Below are 15,731 nucleotides of genomic sequence, written 5' to 3' on the forward strand. Positions count from 1 at the left end.
AATGCTTCTGCTCCAGTTGTACATAAGAATACGAAACCTAAAACGAAGAAACCATCAGGGTGTATCGATAGTAAATGATAAGCGTAGTATGGATTAATCGCTTTAATTACTTCTGGATAATTCGATACCTGAATTGCTCCTAAGGTTCCTAACATGGCAAACCAGATCAACATCATTGGGGCAAAGAATTTACCAACTAATTTAGTTCCGAACTGCTGAATGGTGAATAAAACGAATAGAATTGTAATTACAATATATACAATGGTTTGTGTTTCCATCGTTGGGTAGAATGCTCTAATTCCTTCTACAGCAGATGAAATTGAAATAGGCGGAGTTATAATTCCGTCAGCAAGCAGGGCGCTTCCTCCAATAATGGCGGGTACTATGAGCCATTGAATTTTTGTTTTTTTGACTAATGCATATAATGCAAAAATTCCTCCTTCACCGTGGTTGTCTGCACTTAAAGTAATAAGTACATATTTAATTGTAGTTTGTAATGTTAAGGTCCAGAACACACAAGAGATACCTCCTAAAACAATATCAGCATTTATCGTGTGATCGCCTAATATAGCCTTCATTACATACAATGGAGAGGTTCCAATATCTCCATATATAATCCCTAAAGTAATTAATAAACCCCCAATAGACAACTTACTATGTAAGTTTTTATGCGATGCGCTCATGTTAATTTTATAAAAAGACGGTTGCAAATTTACTGTTTTAAAACAAATTAGAGGCATTTAAAATTAAAAAGATAAAAAAAAGCACAATCGTAAAATTGTGCTTCTCTTTTTAAATATTATTTATTCTAAAATTAACCTCTTCTTCCATTTCCTCTAGAACTAGAACCGCTTTCTCTTTGGCTTTGTCCGCCTCTAGATTCTTGGCTTATTCTTTGAGACTCTGAACGCTGACTTTGTTGTGTTCTGGCAGAATAGTCTCTATTTGAATTGCCAGATTGGTTTTCAGAATAACTTCTTGAGCTTCTTTCTACTCTTGGAGCAGATGCTTCTCGATTAGAATATCCTCTTGATGTATTAGAAGAATTGGTGCTTCCGTAATCTGCTCTTTGCGTATTCTGAACTCTTGGACTGCTTTCTACTCTTGGAGTATTATTTGCGTTATTAGAATAACCGCGGCCTGTTGTGTTTCTTTCAACGTTTACACTTTCAGAACTTCTGCCAGTAGAGTTGTAACCTCTATTAGTATTGCTATTACCGTAGCTATTGTTGCTTCTGTCTACAGTAGGTCTGCTTGTTGTGTTTTTATTATCAGCATATGTTCTGTTAGAGATTCCGTTATCAGAAGTTCTACCCGTATAATTTCTGTTTGTATTATATGTATTTCTGTTAGTTTCTCTGCTCACAACACGTCTTTGATCTAAATCATATCTGTTGGTTGTGTTAGCATGTCTTTCTGCAAAGCTATAGTTCGGACGCATTCTTTCGTAACCATAACTACGTCTTGTTTCATAAATCGCAGGAGCTGAATAGCTTCTTCTAACATTTACATAGTTGTAATGGTTGTTTACGTTAATATAGACATTTACATTATTTCTATATCTGTAAACTGGATACGGATTCCATGCTCTATAATAGGTTGGGTAATAACCCCAATACCAAGTTGAGCAGTATGGTCTGTAATTTGTCACCCAGAAAGAAGAATAGATAACAGGAACCACACTATAAACAGGCTCATAAATGTAATTTGCTCCGTATAAATAGGTGTTACCTACAACCTGAACGCTTACTTTGTTGTAATTGTCTCTCTCAACATCAATAGTTGCAATGTCTTGATAAACATCGCGATCTAAAACAGCTTGAATAATTACAACGTGTGTTCTGTTTTCAACGCTCTCAATAACACGAAGATAATCTACTTCGTTATCGCCATTAAGGTCTAAGTTTGATATTTGATATTTAGGGTCATTTAAACGTCTTTCAAAATCTTGAAGGTTAGCTGATTCTCCAAACATCGAAGCAACAGCTCTTAAATCTAAGTTATCGCTTATATCTGAGTTTTTTGCATAAACAGTAGTTTGACCTTGTGCAGCACAAGAACCAAAAACTAAGGCTGATATCGCTATTAAAAGTAAATTCGCTTTCATGGCTAATTTGTATTAAATTATTTGTGTTATGAGATATTCAATTACTGTGCCATAAAATTTATGCGTTAAAATATTGCTATTAAAACATTGATTAATAGTTGTTTGTGTTTTTGTTGAAATGACTTTGAGTCTTTTTTGAATAAAGATCTGTAAATGAAATAACAAATATTCTTATCAAAAAAAATGAGAAAATTAATTTTCTATGTTGGAATTAATTGTATTTTAGCGTTAACCAAATTTTAAGTTTCCTATGAAAAAACTCTCTTTATTTTGTGTTATTTTTATTTTATTGATGTCTTTTAGGACATTTAATTATAAAACTGACGTTGTTTACAATAATGGCTTTACTTCAATGACAATAGATACATTATTTAAAGACAGAATTAGTATTAGAGCAATTCTAATTGATAAAAATAAAGTTTGGTACGGGGCTGATAATTCTCGTTTTGGTTATTATGATTTGGATAAAAAAGAAAAATTTGAAGAGCATATTTACCGTGATACGCTTAAATTAGAATTTAGAAGCATAGCGCAAACTTCAAAAGATATTTTTTTGCTGAGTGTGGCAAATCCAGCACTTCTTTATTCTGTTTCAAAGAAAGACCGCAAAGTTAAATTGGTTTATAAAGAAGTTAATCCGAAAGTATTTTATGATAGCATGCAGTTTTGGAATGATAAGGAAGGAATTGCAATTGGCGATCCGACAGAGGATACTTTTTCGATTATAGTTACACGTGACGGTGGAGAAACCTGGACAAAATTATTGTCTGATAAATTACCAACAAATAGTACTGGAGAAGCTGCTTTTGCGGCAAGTAACACTAACATCGTTATAAAAGGAAATGATACATGGTTAGTTTCAGGTGGAAAAAAAGCACGTGTTTTTTATTCTCCCGACAAAGCAAAAACATGGAAAGTTGTAGAAACGCCAATTGTGCAGGGAAAACAAATGACAGGAATTTTTACTGCCGATTTTTATGATTCTAAACAAGGTTTCGTTGCAGGAGGAGATTACGATCTTCCTAATAATAAAGCCAATAATAAAGCTTTTACAAAAGATGGTGGCAAGACTTGGCAATTAATTGGTCAGAATATGGGATTTGGCTATGCATCATGTGTGCAATATGTTCCAGGAGGTAATGGAAAAGAAATTGTTTGTGTAGGCTCTGAAGGAATACAATATTCTCAAAATGGAGGAGAAAACTGGATGCAGCTTTCTACAGATAAAGGATTTTTTACCATTCGTTTTGTGAATAGGAACACTGCAATCGCAGCAGGACATAATAAAGTGGTTCGACTTAATTTTAAATAAAAAAATAAGAACCCTAAATAATAAAGTAAGTATTATTATATAGGGTTCTTATCGCTGTTGTATCGTTAAGTTTAATCTTTATTGCCTTTGTCTCGGTATTGTTGCAGTAACTTTCTATTAAAATCGTCTTCTGATTTTTTAAGCAATAATATTTTCTTTGCTGGGAGTACTTTTTTAAGGTTGCTCATATATTTGTCTCGAAGCTGATATATTTCTTTATCGGTACTCTCTATTTGAGATAATAATGTCGCTGCTTCTTTATCTGAAAGATTTTTTAGATTCTCATCTTTAAGCTGTTTAATATAAGTTTTCATTTTCAGATACTTTAATTCATATTGCTTGTCATCATAAGCATTATAAATTGGCCAGAATTTTTCGGCTTCGGTTGAAGTTAATTCTAATTCTGTTGTTAAAAATGACACTTTAAAAGCTTTGATTTTTTCTCGCTTTTCATCAATTTTTCCATTTTGTGCAAAAAATGAAATACTTGTCAGAAATAGCAGTAGCGGTAAAATGTTTTTTATTTTCATTGCTAAGTTAAGTTGTTGAGTTAAGTTTGATTTAATTTTGTTCTGAAATTAAGTGTTCTATGTTTGGACTTGCAGCTAAGATATCTTCTAGTGTTTCGTCTTCTAGAGTAACATTGTTACCTAATTTTTCTATGTCACTGTCGTCTAATGTTTGAATTAAATCGTATTGGCTTATATTGGAGTGATAAGATAAATAGTTTTCTAAAGTAGCTTCGTCAAGATCGTTTACGCTAGCTTTATAATTGTTTGCAATTGGTATTAGTAATGCAAAAGCAATTACTGCAGCAGCAGCCAGAGAAATTGTTTTTTTGCGTTTGTAAAAAGGAATTACCTTAACTTCTTTTTCGTTTAATTGTTGTAAAACCTTCTCTGAAAAATCATCAAAATAATTGTCCGGAGCTTTAAAGCCAGATTTTATTTTGGGTTCGTTTTCTAATTTAAATGTTTTCATAATACTTATAAGATAGTTTTAGTTACAAAAGGTTTAATTTGATGTAACATATAATTCAATTTTTTTTACTGCGTGATGATAAGATGCTTTTAAAGCTCCAACAGATGTTCCTAAAATATCTGCGATTTCTTCATATTTCAATTCTTCAAAATATTTCATTTTGAAAACTAATTGTTGTTTTTCCGGAAGTGTTACAATTGCTTTTTGAAGTTTGATTTGAATTTCATCTCCATCAAAATACAGATCGGCTTTTAAATTATCAATCGTTTTGTTTTGCAGATCTTCAGACGAAATGCCGCTTAATTTCGCTTTTTGCGATAAAAAAGTCAAAGCTTCGTTGGTAGCAATGCGATACATCCAAGAAAAAAGTTTGCTTTCTCCTTTAAAGTTTTTAAGATTTTGAAAGACTTTTACAAAAGTATTCTGTAAAACATCATCAGCATCGTCATGATTCAAAACAATGTTTCGAATATGAGAATACAAAGGTTTCTGATAATCAGACAAGAGTTTTTGAAACGCAATATTTTGCGTTTCAGGGTTTAATAATTCTTTTATAAATTCTTTCTCGTCTATCAAACTTTTTGTTTTGTAAACTTTTTTAATAGAAGTTAGACAGAATTTAAAGGAAAAGGTTTAATGTACCTTAGAAATTATTTAAAATTCTGAGTCTTCTTCTTGTGTAGGTGTTTGCGTAGGAGCTGGTGCTGGCGCAGCAGGTTTGCGTTTTACAGGCTCTGTACGTGGTTGTTCTGTGCGTGGCTCGCTTGGAGTTTCGGTAGTGTTTTCTGGAGCGTAAACAGGCTCAGCAGTAACAGGAACTACTTTAGGTTTTATAGGGAAATAAATCTCAGTTACCAATTTGGATGAAGCTTTTACATCCAATTTGCTTAGAGTCAATATTTCAAGATGCGACCAGCTTAAATCTGGAATAATTTTTTGGTTGTTAATGTAGGCAGTTGTTTTAGCTATTGCTTCATTTCTATGAGAGTAATCTCCAGTAAGAGTTGTTTTTACAGCGTCGAAACCATTTAATTTTCCAGCTAAAATATCGCTTCCTGAACTTGTTGAAATTTCTTTGTTAATAGGCAAACAGATTGAAATCTTTGCCAAACCAGTTTTAGTATCGTAAGTATGATAAATGATAAAAGGTTTTCCTGCCTCAGACAAACCATTTGTTTCACTAAAGTGAATAAGCTTCGGAATTACAATTCTAGCATTTTTACTTATTTTAGAAATTTCGCTAGTAAAAGTCTGCTTGATATAAGGAGTTTCGGTTTTCTTTACCACTCCGTCTACTGTAACGGCAAAAGTTTTGGTTTCGTAGTCTAGGTTTTTATCAATATTGGCTAAGCTTTTTTCGTAGATAGTTCCAATAACTCTATCTGAACCTCCATGTAAAGCGGTATATATTTTAAACAAAAAGCTCATTGTTCCTTTTCCTTTCCAAGTAACTTTTGTTTTTCCGTTCAAAGTATCTTTTAAAGTCCAATTTACATCGGCTTCAGTACCGTCAAATTGCATTTTTTGGTCAATGCTTTCGCCGTCTTTTGTTTTAAGAATAATAGAATTTCCTTTTCCATCAGTACCATCCCAATAAAATGTAGCGCCATTTCCGCTTGTTTTATTAGCATAAGTCATTTTGATAGAAGGATCTTCAACCGACCATGATTCAAAATCTTCGTAATTTCTAAAGTCGTTTAAGTAGTTATAAACCGTTGCACGAGGCGAATTGATAACTTTACTTCTTTCTACAGAAAAATCTCCTTTCTGAGTAGCAACAAAAACAGTAAGAGCAACAAAGCTTAAAAGTGCAAAAAGAAATAAATACTTTAGAATTTTCATGGTAGATTGTTTGGTTTCGGTAAAGTTATAAATTTATCATGAGTCTTACTAATAACCCATAATGATTAGGTTTATTTTATGGTAACCAGAATAATTTATCTTTTTAAAAATATTTTAATTACGAACAAAAGGACAATAAAAAGCAGAAAGGCTAGGAGTACTTTGTAATTCCCTTTATAAAAGACTTTATGTAATTTCAAATCTTTTCGATAAGCAAATATCATGATGATTACAAAAGCGATAAAAAAACATACTCCAAATAGTATTTGACCTTGACTGAACATAGTTATAAAAATTTTTAGCAAATTTAGAGATTTGTAAACGATTTGCTGCTAAATTGCCTTTTCATTTCATTCAATAAATTTTCAGATTTATAAGAAAGTGACTTAAATTAGCCAAAAAAAAGAAAACTACTATATGAAAAAACAACTTGACGCCGTAACAGAATTTCACACCGCTTTTAGAATTGGCCACAGCACAACGCCAAAGGCTGATGTAGGAGCAGAGAAGAAATTACTTCGTTATAATTTAATGAAAGAAGAAAACGAGGAATATTATGAAGCGGTTCAGAATAATGATTTAGTTGAAATTGCAGACGCTCTTGGAGATATGATGTATATTTTGTGCGGCACAATTATAGAACACGGACTTCAAGATAAAATTGAAGCAGTTTTTGATGAAATTCAGCGCAGTAATATGAGTAAATTAGGAGAAGATGGCCAGCCAATTTACCGTGAAGATGGAAAAGTAATGAAAGGTCCTAATTATTTTAAACCTGACTTTTCTAAATTGTTGTAATTTAGTGTTTTGTAAAAATAAGCCCCCTTAATAATGTAATTTATTAAGGGCTTTTTATTTTAATGATATAGAATTTTATAATAGTGATTCTGTATTAAGTACAAAATTGATATTACTCGAAGTAGTTTGTTATTTAAGTTATATATTTGTAGGATTAATCTCTTTTTTAAAGATTTTAGTTATGCAAATTAAAAAGGATTAAATGTTTTTTTTAGCCTATAAAAAAATAGCTTTTTGTTAAAATTGATTCGATGAGTAAATTATACATATATAACCTTGGTTATGGTCTTTTTCCTTTGGATTGGGAATTTTGTTTTTTGACTGTAGATGAATATAAGGAAAAATTAAAGGAAAAATATTATCAGAATGAAGAGTATAACCACCATATTGCAGGAGATTTATCGGAAACTTTTTCTTCGATAGATAAAACTGTTGCGAAGGCTAAAAACCATTTTAAAAAAGAATTTCATGGGGATGAAAATCTACGTTGTCTTCCAATGGTTTTTCCTATACCTAAAGGAGATCATACAAATGGAGTTGCATTTTGTGTTATATTGAAAAGGGATGAGGACGGTGATACTCTAGTTTATTCTCCAATTCCGTTGCAATATCTAAATGAAAATATATAATAAATGATAAAATTAGCACTTTATTCAGCTTGTGTAGGTGATTTTATAAATTTACGTAAATGGCAGCCAGAAAATGAGGAAGTTATTTCAGAGCTAATTAATTTAGAAATTGGTATAAAAAATAAAAAAGGGAGTGATGGGTTTACATTCACTTTGGTTACTCCTCAAGGATTTCAGCTTTTGCTTAGAGAAAAGGGAATAATAGCTACACGTCGCCCATTGCTAATAGTTGAAAGATACAACTTCGATCACATTTGGAATTCTTTAGAAGAAATAATTGCATCATGCCAGGATGATAGCTGGTCTTTGTGCGTAGAGAAACTTAAAAAATATTTTGATTGGGAATATGATAATTATAAAGAAAAATAAACCCGACAAATTTTTTAAAATCTGTCGGGTTTATATTTTAAAACTAATTATGGATTATTGAACTTTAACCGTCCATCCGTAAGTATCTTCAGAAAGTTTGTTTTGAAGACTTGTTAATTTTTCTTTTAAGAAAGATGCGTATGAATTCTCGATTGGAGCCATTTCGAAGTATTCGTCTTTATAAGAGAATCCTTTGATAACGCTAATAACTGCAGCAGTTCCTGCACCGAAGATTTCTTTTAAAGAACCGTTTTTAGCAGCTTCAACCAATTCAGAAACAATTACTGGACGAACTTCAACTTTTAATCCTTCTTTTTCTGCCATTGCAATTAAACTTTTTCTGGTAACACCATCTAAAATTCTTTCGCTTGTTGGAGCAGTTAATAAAGTATCGTTAATTCTGAAGAAAACGTTCATTGTTCCAGCTTCTTCTAGTTTTGTGTGTGTTGCATCATCTGTCCAGATAACTTGTTGGAAACCATCTTTGTTTGCCAAGTTAGTTGGGTAAAACTGAGCTGCATAGTTTCCGGCAGCTTTTGCAGCACCGATTCCACCATTTGCAGCTCTACTGAAATGCTCAGCAATGATAACTTTTACTTCTCCTCCATAATATGCTTTTGCAGGAGAAAGTAAAATCATAAATTTATATTCGTCAGAAGGATTTGCGATAACTCCAGGACCTGTAGCAATCATAAATGGACGAATGTACATACTAGCTCCGTTTCCTCTTTGAATCCAATCTTTATCTAATTTCAATAATTCATTTAAACCATCCATAAAAATAGCTTCAGGAACTTCTGGCATTGCCATTCTTACAGCCGATTTATTGAAACGATTGAAGTTTTCATCTGGTCTAAACAACCAAACATCATTATTGTCATCTTTATAAGCTTTCATTCCTTCAAAAATTGCTTGCCCATAATGGAAGACTTTTGATGATGGATCCATTAAAATTGGAGCATAAGGCTTAATGACAGGGTTTTGCCATTGTCCGTTTTTAAAATCGCATTCGAATAAATGGTCTGTAAATACAGCACCAAAACTTAAGTTGTCAAAATCTACTTCGTTGATTTTTGTAGAAGTAGCTTTAATGATTTCAATTTTGCTTGTTTGAGTTGTACTCATAGTTATGTAAGTTTTTTGTGAGATATTCTTCACTCTCAGAAATACTAAAGTGATGATATCGTGTAAAATGGAATTTATTGAATGCAAAATTACGTAAAAATCTGTAAAATGCTTAGCGAAAATTCATTATTTAATGGTTTTGATTGAGATTTATTTATCCTATAATAAACTCAAATATTTGATTGGTTTTTATAAAGATTTTATGAAAAAAGTATGGTTTTTTTAAGGCTTTACGCATTAGTTTTGATTAAATTTGATTATTAAAATGGCTTGAAAACCAATAAAAAGCCATTGTAAAATTCTGAAAAAAGTGAAAAGAGAAATAATTAAAACGCTAGATGGCTCAACTACAATTCGTTTACCGGAGTGGGATGAATGCTATCATTCTAAACATGGCGCAATTCAGGAAGCAAAGCACGTTTTTATTAAAAACGGTCTCTCATTATTTGATAATCCTATAAGTATATTAGAGATAGGTTTTGGTACAGGGTTAAATGCTTTTATTACTTTTTTAGAATCTGTTAGAAAAAAACAGGCTATTGATTATGTTGGAGTAGAAGTGTATCCTGTAGATGCAGAGGAGATTTTGGAAATGAATTATGCTGATGAATTGGATGCATCGGAATTTTATAACATTTTTGAAAAAATGCATAAATCGCAATGGAATGAAAAAATAGAAATTTGCGACCAGTTCTCGTTAACCAAAAGAAAACAATTTTTTCACGAAATAAACGATTTTGAAATTTTTGATTTGATTTATTTTGACGCCTTTGGTTACCGAGTGCAACCGGAACTTTGGAGTACCGAAATTTTTCAGAAAATGTACAACAGTTTAAAGCCAAACGGAGTTCTTGTTACATACGCAGCTCGAGGAGTTGTTAAAAGAAGCATGATTGAAGTTGGATTTACTGTAGAAAAATTAGCAGGGCCTCCGGGGAAAAGAGAAATGTTTCGAGCTTTTAAAAAGGTTTAAATGAGTTATTTAGAATAATTCTACATTGATTTATGTGTTTTAAGAAAACGTATTCGTTGCTAAAGTTTTTAAAAAAATAAGTTAAAAGTAGAATTTATGTTAGTTAATTGTTTAAATTTGGCTCGAGTTTAAAAAAATAGATAACCCCCGAAAATCTTATTTTATTATGTCAAAAATGATGTTTGATTACACGAAATCAATACTTGAGAGAGTTAGTTTCGATCCGATACTTTTCTGCAAAGAGTTAGAAAAAGCTATCAAAACACTGTTACCTTACGAAATGGAACAATTGCAAGAGTGGTTACTTAATTTCGTTGTCGGAAAACCAGAATTAAAGCCAAGTCTACAGCTAATTAAAGTATAAAAAGAAAGGAGCCAAATTGGCTCCTTTTTTATTGCGCTTTCTTTTGTAACGGACTAATGATTTGAACATTCTGAAAAACAATTGCGCCTTTTACAACGCCAGCAATTGTAGATCTTAATGCATCAATGATTTGCATCTTTAATTCGCTCTTTGGGTAAATTAAACTTACTTCTCGAGCAGGTTTTGGCTCCTTAAAATTACGGAGCTTCAGTTTGTCGGATTCTTTTAAGTCTAAAGTGTGCAAGTACGGAAGTAACGTTGTACCAAGGCCTTCGTCTGCCAATTTAATTAAGGTTTCAAAACTTCCGCTTTGAATCTGGAAATTAGTTTGATCGGCGTCTGAGACATTTTTGCACAAATTTAAAATCCCATCTCTAAAACAATGTCCGTCTTGTAATAACAGAATTTCATTCAGATTTAAATCGGAAACTTCAATTTCTTCTTTCTGAAAACTTGCATGATGTTCAGGAATATACGCTACGAAAGGTTCAAAATACAAAACAATTTCTTTAATTTTTTCGTCTTCAAGCGGTGTTGCAGCAATTGCAGCATCCAAATGTCCGTTTTTTAGTTTCAGAATAATTTCCTCGGTATTCAACTCTTCAATTAAGAGTTTAACTTTTGGATATTTTTTAATGAAGTTATTCAAAAACATAGGAAGCAACGTTGGCATAATCGTTGGAATAATTCCTAAACGAAATTCTCCGCCAATAAAACCTTTCTGTTGTTCTACTATATCTTTTATACGATCAGCCTCGTTTACAATATTTTTTGCCTGATTTACGATTTTTTGTCCAATATCAGTAAGTTGGATCGGTTTTTTACTTCTATCGAAAATTAAAATATTAAGTTCTTCTTCGATTTTTTGTATTTGCATACTTAAAGTTGGCTGTGTTACGAAGCATTTTTCAGCAGCAAGAGTGAAATTTTTATGCTCAGCAACCGCTAACACATATTGCAATTGAGTTATAGTCATGTTGATAGTAATTTGTGATGCAAAAATAAGAAAATATAATTTTTATTTATGTTTATTTTAGTAAAGTTACTCTAAATTTGTAGTAATTTAGTGTAAAAAATAAGATTATGAAGACAAATATTTTAGGGTTACCAGTAAAAGAATCAGAATTATTAGTAAAAGAATTGAATGTATTATTGTCAAATTTTCAAGTCTATTATCAAAACTTGAGAGGAATTCACTGGAATATTCGTGGAAAACGTTTCTTTGATTTACATGTGAAATTTGAAGAATTATATACAGATGCACAATTAAAAATAGATATGATCGCAGAAAGAGTTTTGACAATAGGAGGAACGCCTCTGCATACTTTTGAAGATTATATTAAAAACAATAAATTGACGGTTGGAAAAAATATTTCTAACGATGAAAAAGCGGTTCAGCTTATTGTTCACTCTTTATCAGATTTATTAAAAATTGAAAGAGAAATCTTGAACAAATCTGACGAAATTAATGATGAAGGTACCAATTCTATGATGAGCGACTTCATTGCAGAGCAAGAAAAAACAATTTGGATGATGAATGCTTGGTTAGAAGAATCATTGTAAAATATTGGTTTTTAGTAAAATAGAAGCAGAATGGAATGAAAATTGCATTCTGCTTTTTTGTTTATGTTAAATTTCTATAAAAATCTCTTTGATTTTATTTGTTTAACGCTATTTTTGCTTCAATGAAATTTATAGCTCGCATATTATTATTCATATTTATTGCCTTCTTATCGACCCCGACAATTGTTCAGGCGATTAAGAAAGGAAATAATACGGCTATATCTTTTAGTATTGCTGAAGAAGAAGTGCATAAAGAACTTAAAAATGTAGTTCATCCAACTATTCTTGAGCATGAAGTTTTGATTCCGGTTTACATCGAGAAAAAAACAATCATTTCTGAAAACATTGTCAAACTAGACAACATCTCTCCGAGCATTTTTGCTCCACCACCAAACGTAGCATAATACTTCCGATTATTTCGAACTTTAGCCGCATTTCTATCGAGATGGGGTAAATCTTTAATGAATAATTTTTTTAGTATTATATTATGACAAAAAAAATCAATCTTTTTGCCAACCTTAAATCTGATTTTGCTTCAGGTTTAGTGGTTTTCTTGGTGGCTCTTCCGTTGTGTTTAGGTATTGCAATGGCTTCTGGAGCACCATTGTTTTCTGGAATTATCGCTGGTGTTGTGGGTGGTATCGTTGTAGGATATTTAAGCCAGTCGCATATTAGTGTATCGGGTCCAGCTGCTGGGTTAACAGCTATCATTTTAACCGCAATTACCGATTTAGGAGCTTTCGATGTATTTTTAATGTCTGTTTTTATTGCTGGATTAATTCAATTAGCATTAGGATTTTTAAAGGCAGGAAGTATATCAAACTATTTTCCAACAAACGTAATTGAAGGAATGTTAGCGGGTATCGGAATCATTATCATCTTAAAACAAATACCGCACGCTTTTGGTTATGATGCAGATTTCGAAGGAGATCAGGCTTTTGTTCAAAATGATGGAAGCAATTCGTTTTCATTTTTATTTGATGTTTTAAATCATATTCACTTAGGAGCTGTAGTGATTTCTGCGGTTTCATTGGTGATTTTATTAGCTTGGGACAAAGTTCCTTTCTTAAAAAGAATAAAACTAGTTCCAGGAGCTTTGGTGGCTGTAATTGCTGGAGTTGTTTTAAACGAAATATTTGTATCTACAGGAAGCACTTTGGCAATTGCAAAAGAACATTTGGTTTCTTTGCCAGTTCCAAAATCTTTTGAAGACTTTAAATCAATTATAATTACCCCAGACTTTACCGCTATTACAAATCCGCAAGTTTGGGTAGTTGCTATTACAATTGCCATTGTCGCTTCTATTGAAACGCTCTTATGTATTGAGGCTTCTGATAGAATGGACGTTCAAAAACGTTATACCAATACTAATGTTGAACTTAGAGCACAAGGAGTTGGTAACATTGTGAGCTCTCTTTTAGGAGGTTTGCCAATGACATCTGTAGTTGTAAGATCTTCTGCAAATAATAATGCAGGAGCAAAATCTAAAATGTCTGCCATTATTCATGGTGTGCTTTTATTAATAAGTGTATTGTCTATACCTGCAATTTTAAACAAGATTCCACTGGCAACATTGGCGACTGTTTTGATTTTGGTTGGATATAAACTAGCAAAACCAGCAACCTTTATGCATTTCTGGGAAAAGGGGAAATACCAGTTTGTACCTTTCATTGCAACTTTGGTCTTTGTTGTTGCGACAGATTTGCTAAAAGGTGTTGCGTTGGGAATTGTTATCAGTATTATTTTTGTTTTGAGAGGAAATTTGAAAAGAGCTTATGTTTTCAAGAAAGAAGAATATGAAGATGGAGACCTTATTCATATTGATTTAGCTCAAGAAGTTTCGTTTTTAAATAAAGCGGCAATCAAACAAACGTTGGCAGAAATTCCAGAAAATTCTAAAGTAATCATCAATGCTCATGATACAGAGTATATTGCTCATGACGTTTTAGATTTGATTCGTGAATTTAAGGAAACCAGAGCCATCGATGAAAACATCAAAGTAAAGCTTAAGGGATTTAAAGAAGCATACGAATTAGAAAATACACCCGAAAATCACAATCATGTTACAATAGAACACTATTATGATGTAGCAAAAAGAGAACTGGTTAAAAAAGAAGTTGTTAGAGAAGAATAATTAAAAAATGGTGTTTTTAAAGCCTTAGAAATGTCAAATTTTAGGTAACTTTACATTTAAGTTCTTTTTTGAGACATTCCTAGAATTAGAAATTACCACACAAAAAATAAAAAAATGAGAAAATTTTATGAGCAGTTATTAGAAAATAATAAGAAGTGGGTTGAAACTTCATTGGCAAAAGACCCTAATTATTTTGCTGATTTGGCAAAAGGACAACAGCCGCCACTATTATGGATTGGATGTTCTGACAGCCGTGTTCCTGCAAACGAAATTGTTGGTGCAAAACCAGGCGAAGTTTTTGTACACAGAAACATTGCAAATATGGTTGTTCACTCTGACATGAATATGCTAAGTGTACTAGATTATGCAGTAAATGTTTTGAAAATAAAACATATTATTGTTTGTGGCCATTACGGTTGCGGAGGTGTAAAAGCGGCAATGGGGCATCAATCTGTTGGAATTATTGATAACTGGATTCGTCACATTAAAGATGAGTACCGTTTGCATGATAAATACTTGAATTCGATCGAAGACGAAACAGAGCGATTCAATGCTTTTGTAGAAATAAATGCTAAAGAGCAAGTTTATAATTTAGCTAAAACGTCAATTGTTCAAAATGCTTGGCAAAACGGTCAAGACCTTATGCTTCACGGTTGGGTTTATGGATTGAATTCTGGTTTCGTAACAGATTTAAATGTTACAATCAGTTCGAATGCAGAGCTTGATAGTGTTTATAAGCTAGACTTTTAATAAGAAATAGAAATCGCCCTCTTAGAGGGCGATTTTTTTATTCGTTTTCGTCTAAATTCTCATTAAATGCCGATGGAAGCATTGTTGGAATAAACTTGATTAGTATTGGCAACAATAAACTTCCTCCTGGAAGTAAAAATATGGTCAAAGATGGAATAGTTTTGCAAATGTCCAAAAGCTGTTTTTTGACTTTTTTCTTTTCTTTTGCATCCAAATCTCTTGTTGTAGAATAGGCAAGAAGAACCATCAACTCTTTACTCTGAACAATTTCTTTAATTAACCTGTTTTTATTTCTAATGATCAGTTTAACAACACTATGCGTCATTTGATCATAGAAATGCTTAACAGGATTCGAATAATTAAAGTATGGAATCTTCTTTTTATGTGTTGTAATAAAAGTATTGGTCGTATCCATACTTTTGGTTATAAAATCGTCTGAAACTCCCATTGTAGAACCTAAAGCATATAAGAAATACGATTCTTCGTTTTCTACAACGCCATCGCTCCACAATGCCATTCCGGCCATATCTATTAGGTAATAATGTTCAAGTCTATTTTTAAAATAGTCAAGATTTAAAGTTTCTAAAGTCTCAACCGTAACTTTCGAAAATTTGGAATAGCGTATAGAAGCTTCAAAAAGTTTGATCAATAAATCATCATGCTGAGATTTTACTGTTTTGGTTTTTAAGGCCAAACCGACAATTCCAAGAACCGTTTCCTCGATTCTTTTTAAATATTTTTCAGGAATTTCTCCATGCTCCAAATATTGTCTGAAAGCCAAAAC

General features: G+C 32.1%; 19 protein-coding genes. 10 read left to right on the forward strand and 9 right to left on the reverse strand.

Annotation, left to right across the window (positions count from 1 at the left end):
* Nucleotides 1–683: KUP/HAK/KT family potassium transporter (locus tag B3J44_RS13145; protein WP_286968834.1), on the reverse strand; the 683-nt coding region annotated here is incomplete at its 3' end.
* Between the two features lie 131 nt (nt 684–814).
* Nucleotides 815–2,107, reverse strand: a complete 1,293-nt coding sequence (locus B3J44_RS13150; protein ID WP_286968835.1) for a hypothetical protein — start codon at nt 2,105–2,107, stop codon at nt 815–817.
* 250 nt (nt 2,108–2,357) lie between these two features.
* Here B3J44_RS13150 and B3J44_RS13155 point away from each other — a divergent pair, with 250 nt between their 5' ends.
* On the forward strand, nt 2,358–3,419 hold the full coding sequence (locus tag B3J44_RS13155) for a WD40/YVTN/BNR-like repeat-containing protein (RefSeq protein ID WP_198856495.1): 1,062 nt from the start codon (nt 2,358–2,360) through the stop codon (nt 3,417–3,419).
* Nucleotides 3,420–3,490: 71 nt separating this feature from the next.
* On the opposite strand, the gene B3J44_RS13160 is transcribed toward B3J44_RS13155, so the two are convergent.
* From B3J44_RS13160 to B3J44_RS13175, 4 genes are all read right to left on the reverse strand, one after another.
* The gene (locus tag B3J44_RS13160; protein ID WP_286968838.1) at nt 3,491–3,949 is read right to left on the reverse strand and encodes a sensor of ECF-type sigma factor; all 459 of its coding nucleotides are present in this window, start codon (nt 3,947–3,949) and stop codon (nt 3,491–3,493) included.
* Nucleotides 3,950–3,980: 31 nt separating this feature from the next.
* Nucleotides 3,981–4,400, reverse strand: coding sequence for a hypothetical protein (locus tag B3J44_RS13165; RefSeq protein ID WP_278020852.1), 420 nt, complete (start codon nt 4,398–4,400; stop codon nt 3,981–3,983).
* A 33-nt stretch (nt 4,401–4,433) separates the two neighbouring features.
* A complete protein-coding gene (locus B3J44_RS13170; protein ID WP_198856492.1) occupies nt 4,434–4,976 on the reverse strand; it encodes an RNA polymerase sigma factor in 543 nt (180 codons plus the stop codon).
* A 78-nt stretch (nt 4,977–5,054) separates the two neighbouring features.
* Complete coding sequence (locus tag B3J44_RS13175; RefSeq protein WP_286968839.1) at nt 5,055–6,242, reverse strand: SRPBCC family protein; 1,188 nt, start codon at nt 6,240–6,242, stop codon at nt 5,055–5,057.
* A gap of 417 nt (nt 6,243–6,659) precedes the next feature.
* On the opposite strand from B3J44_RS13175, the gene B3J44_RS13185 reads away from it, so the two are divergent.
* The 3 genes from B3J44_RS13185 (at nt 6,660) to B3J44_RS13195 (ending at nt 8,038) form a co-directional block, all read left to right on the forward strand.
* On the forward strand, nt 6,660–7,040 hold the full coding sequence (locus B3J44_RS13185; RefSeq protein WP_286968840.1) for a nucleoside triphosphate pyrophosphohydrolase family protein: 381 nt from the start codon (nt 6,660–6,662) through the stop codon (nt 7,038–7,040).
* 251 nt (nt 7,041–7,291) lie between these two features.
* On the forward strand, nt 7,292–7,669 hold the full coding sequence (locus B3J44_RS13190) for a hypothetical protein (RefSeq protein WP_286968841.1): 378 nt from the start codon (nt 7,292–7,294) through the stop codon (nt 7,667–7,669).
* 3 nt (nt 7,670–7,672) lie between these two features.
* Nucleotides 7,673–8,038, forward strand: a complete 366-nt coding sequence (locus tag B3J44_RS13195) for an Imm8 family immunity protein (RefSeq protein ID WP_286968842.1) — start codon at nt 7,673–7,675, stop codon at nt 8,036–8,038.
* Nucleotides 8,039–8,092: 54 nt separating this feature from the next.
* Here B3J44_RS13195 and B3J44_RS13200 read toward each other — a convergent pair whose 3' ends face one another.
* Nucleotides 8,093–9,163 carry a branched-chain amino acid aminotransferase gene (locus B3J44_RS13200; RefSeq protein ID WP_286968844.1) on the reverse strand — a complete coding sequence of 357 codons (1,071 nt, stop codon included), beginning with the start codon at nt 9,161–9,163 and terminating at the stop codon, nt 8,093–8,095.
* Between the two features lie 310 nt (nt 9,164–9,473).
* Between B3J44_RS13200 and mnmD the strand changes: the two genes are divergently transcribed.
* Together mnmD and B3J44_RS13210 are read left to right on the forward strand one after the other, a co-directional pair.
* Nucleotides 9,474–10,136 carry a tRNA (5-methylaminomethyl-2-thiouridine)(34)-methyltransferase MnmD gene (gene mnmD, locus B3J44_RS13205; RefSeq protein WP_286968845.1) on the forward strand — a complete coding sequence of 221 codons (663 nt, stop codon included), beginning with the start codon at nt 9,474–9,476 and terminating at the stop codon, nt 10,134–10,136.
* 166 nt (nt 10,137–10,302) lie between these two features.
* A complete protein-coding gene (locus B3J44_RS13210; RefSeq protein ID WP_202003427.1) occupies nt 10,303–10,500 on the forward strand; it encodes a hypothetical protein in 198 nt (65 codons plus the stop codon).
* 28 nt (nt 10,501–10,528) lie between these two features.
* On the opposite strand, the gene B3J44_RS13215 is transcribed toward B3J44_RS13210, so the two are convergent.
* Entirely contained in the window at nt 10,529–11,476 is a 948-nt protein-coding gene (locus B3J44_RS13215; protein ID WP_198856487.1) for a LysR substrate-binding domain-containing protein, read from the reverse strand.
* 107 nt (nt 11,477–11,583) lie between these two features.
* Here B3J44_RS13215 and B3J44_RS13220 point away from each other — a divergent pair, with 107 nt between their 5' ends.
* The 4 genes from B3J44_RS13220 to can all read left to right on the forward strand — a co-directional run bounded on the left by B3J44_RS13220 (nt 11,584) and on the right by can (nt 14,947).
* Nucleotides 11,584–12,063 carry a Dps family protein gene (locus B3J44_RS13220; RefSeq protein ID WP_111379024.1) on the forward strand — a complete coding sequence of 160 codons (480 nt, stop codon included), beginning with the start codon at nt 11,584–11,586 and terminating at the stop codon, nt 12,061–12,063.
* A gap of 122 nt (nt 12,064–12,185) precedes the next feature.
* On the forward strand, nt 12,186–12,467 hold the full coding sequence (locus B3J44_RS13225) for a hypothetical protein (RefSeq protein ID WP_233074096.1): 282 nt from the start codon (nt 12,186–12,188) through the stop codon (nt 12,465–12,467).
* Nucleotides 12,468–12,550: 83 nt separating this feature from the next.
* Nucleotides 12,551–14,197, forward strand: a complete 1,647-nt coding sequence (locus B3J44_RS13230) for a SulP family inorganic anion transporter (protein WP_286968846.1) — start codon at nt 12,551–12,553, stop codon at nt 14,195–14,197.
* A 114-nt stretch (nt 14,198–14,311) separates the two neighbouring features.
* Nucleotides 14,312–14,947 carry a carbonate dehydratase gene (can, locus tag B3J44_RS13235; protein WP_198856483.1) on the forward strand — a complete coding sequence of 212 codons (636 nt, stop codon included), beginning with the start codon at nt 14,312–14,314 and terminating at the stop codon, nt 14,945–14,947.
* 37 nt (nt 14,948–14,984) lie between these two features.
* On the opposite strand, the gene B3J44_RS13240 is transcribed toward can, so the two are convergent.
* Nucleotides 14,985–15,731 (reverse strand): LETM1-related biofilm-associated protein (locus tag B3J44_RS13240; protein ID WP_286968847.1); only part of this gene is annotated, 747 nt, incomplete at its 5' end.

It is taken from the genome of Flavobacterium sp. UBA4854, from assembly GCF_002399805.1.
Taxonomy (GTDB): domain Bacteria; phylum Bacteroidota; class Bacteroidia; order Flavobacteriales; family Flavobacteriaceae; genus Flavobacterium; species Flavobacterium ginsengisoli.

Coding starts and splice junctions, on each gene's coding strand:
- B3J44_RS13150 (WP_286968835.1), bottom strand. CDS start 2,107: ATGAAAGCGAATTTACTTTTAATAGCGATATCAGCCTTAGTTTTTGGT.
- B3J44_RS13155 (WP_198856495.1), top strand. CDS start 2,358: ATGAAAAAACTCTCTTTATTTTGTGTTATTTTTATTTTATTGATGTCT.
- B3J44_RS13160 (WP_286968838.1), bottom strand. CDS start 3,949: ATGAAAATAAAAAACATTTTACCGCTACTGCTATTTCTGACAAGTATT.
- B3J44_RS13165 (WP_278020852.1), bottom strand. CDS start 4,400: ATGAAAACATTTAAATTAGAAAACGAACCCAAAATAAAATCTGGCTTT.
- B3J44_RS13175 (WP_286968839.1), bottom strand. CDS start 6,242: ATGAAAATTCTAAAGTATTTATTTCTTTTTGCACTTTTAAGCTTTGTT.
- B3J44_RS13185 (WP_286968840.1), top strand. CDS start 6,660: ATGAAAAAACAACTTGACGCCGTAACAGAATTTCACACCGCTTTTAGA.
- B3J44_RS13190 (WP_286968841.1), top strand. CDS start 7,292: ATGAGTAAATTATACATATATAACCTTGGTTATGGTCTTTTTCCTTTG.
- B3J44_RS13195 (WP_286968842.1), top strand. CDS start 7,673: ATGATAAAATTAGCACTTTATTCAGCTTGTGTAGGTGATTTTATAAAT.
- B3J44_RS13200 (WP_286968844.1), bottom strand. CDS start 9,163: ATGAGTACAACTCAAACAAGCAAAATTGAAATCATTAAAGCTACTTCT.
- B3J44_RS13210 (WP_202003427.1), top strand. CDS start 10,303: ATGTCAAAAATGATGTTTGATTACACGAAATCAATACTTGAGAGAGTT.
- B3J44_RS13215 (WP_198856487.1), bottom strand. CDS start 11,476: ATGACTATAACTCAATTGCAATATGTGTTAGCGGTTGCTGAGCATAAA.
- B3J44_RS13220 (WP_111379024.1), top strand. CDS start 11,584: ATGAAGACAAATATTTTAGGGTTACCAGTAAAAGAATCAGAATTATTA.
- B3J44_RS13225 (WP_233074096.1), top strand. CDS start 12,186: ATGAAATTTATAGCTCGCATATTATTATTCATATTTATTGCCTTCTTA.
- B3J44_RS13230 (WP_286968846.1), top strand. CDS start 12,551: ATGACAAAAAAAATCAATCTTTTTGCCAACCTTAAATCTGATTTTGCT.
- can (WP_198856483.1), top strand. CDS start 14,312: ATGAGAAAATTTTATGAGCAGTTATTAGAAAATAATAAGAAGTGGGTT.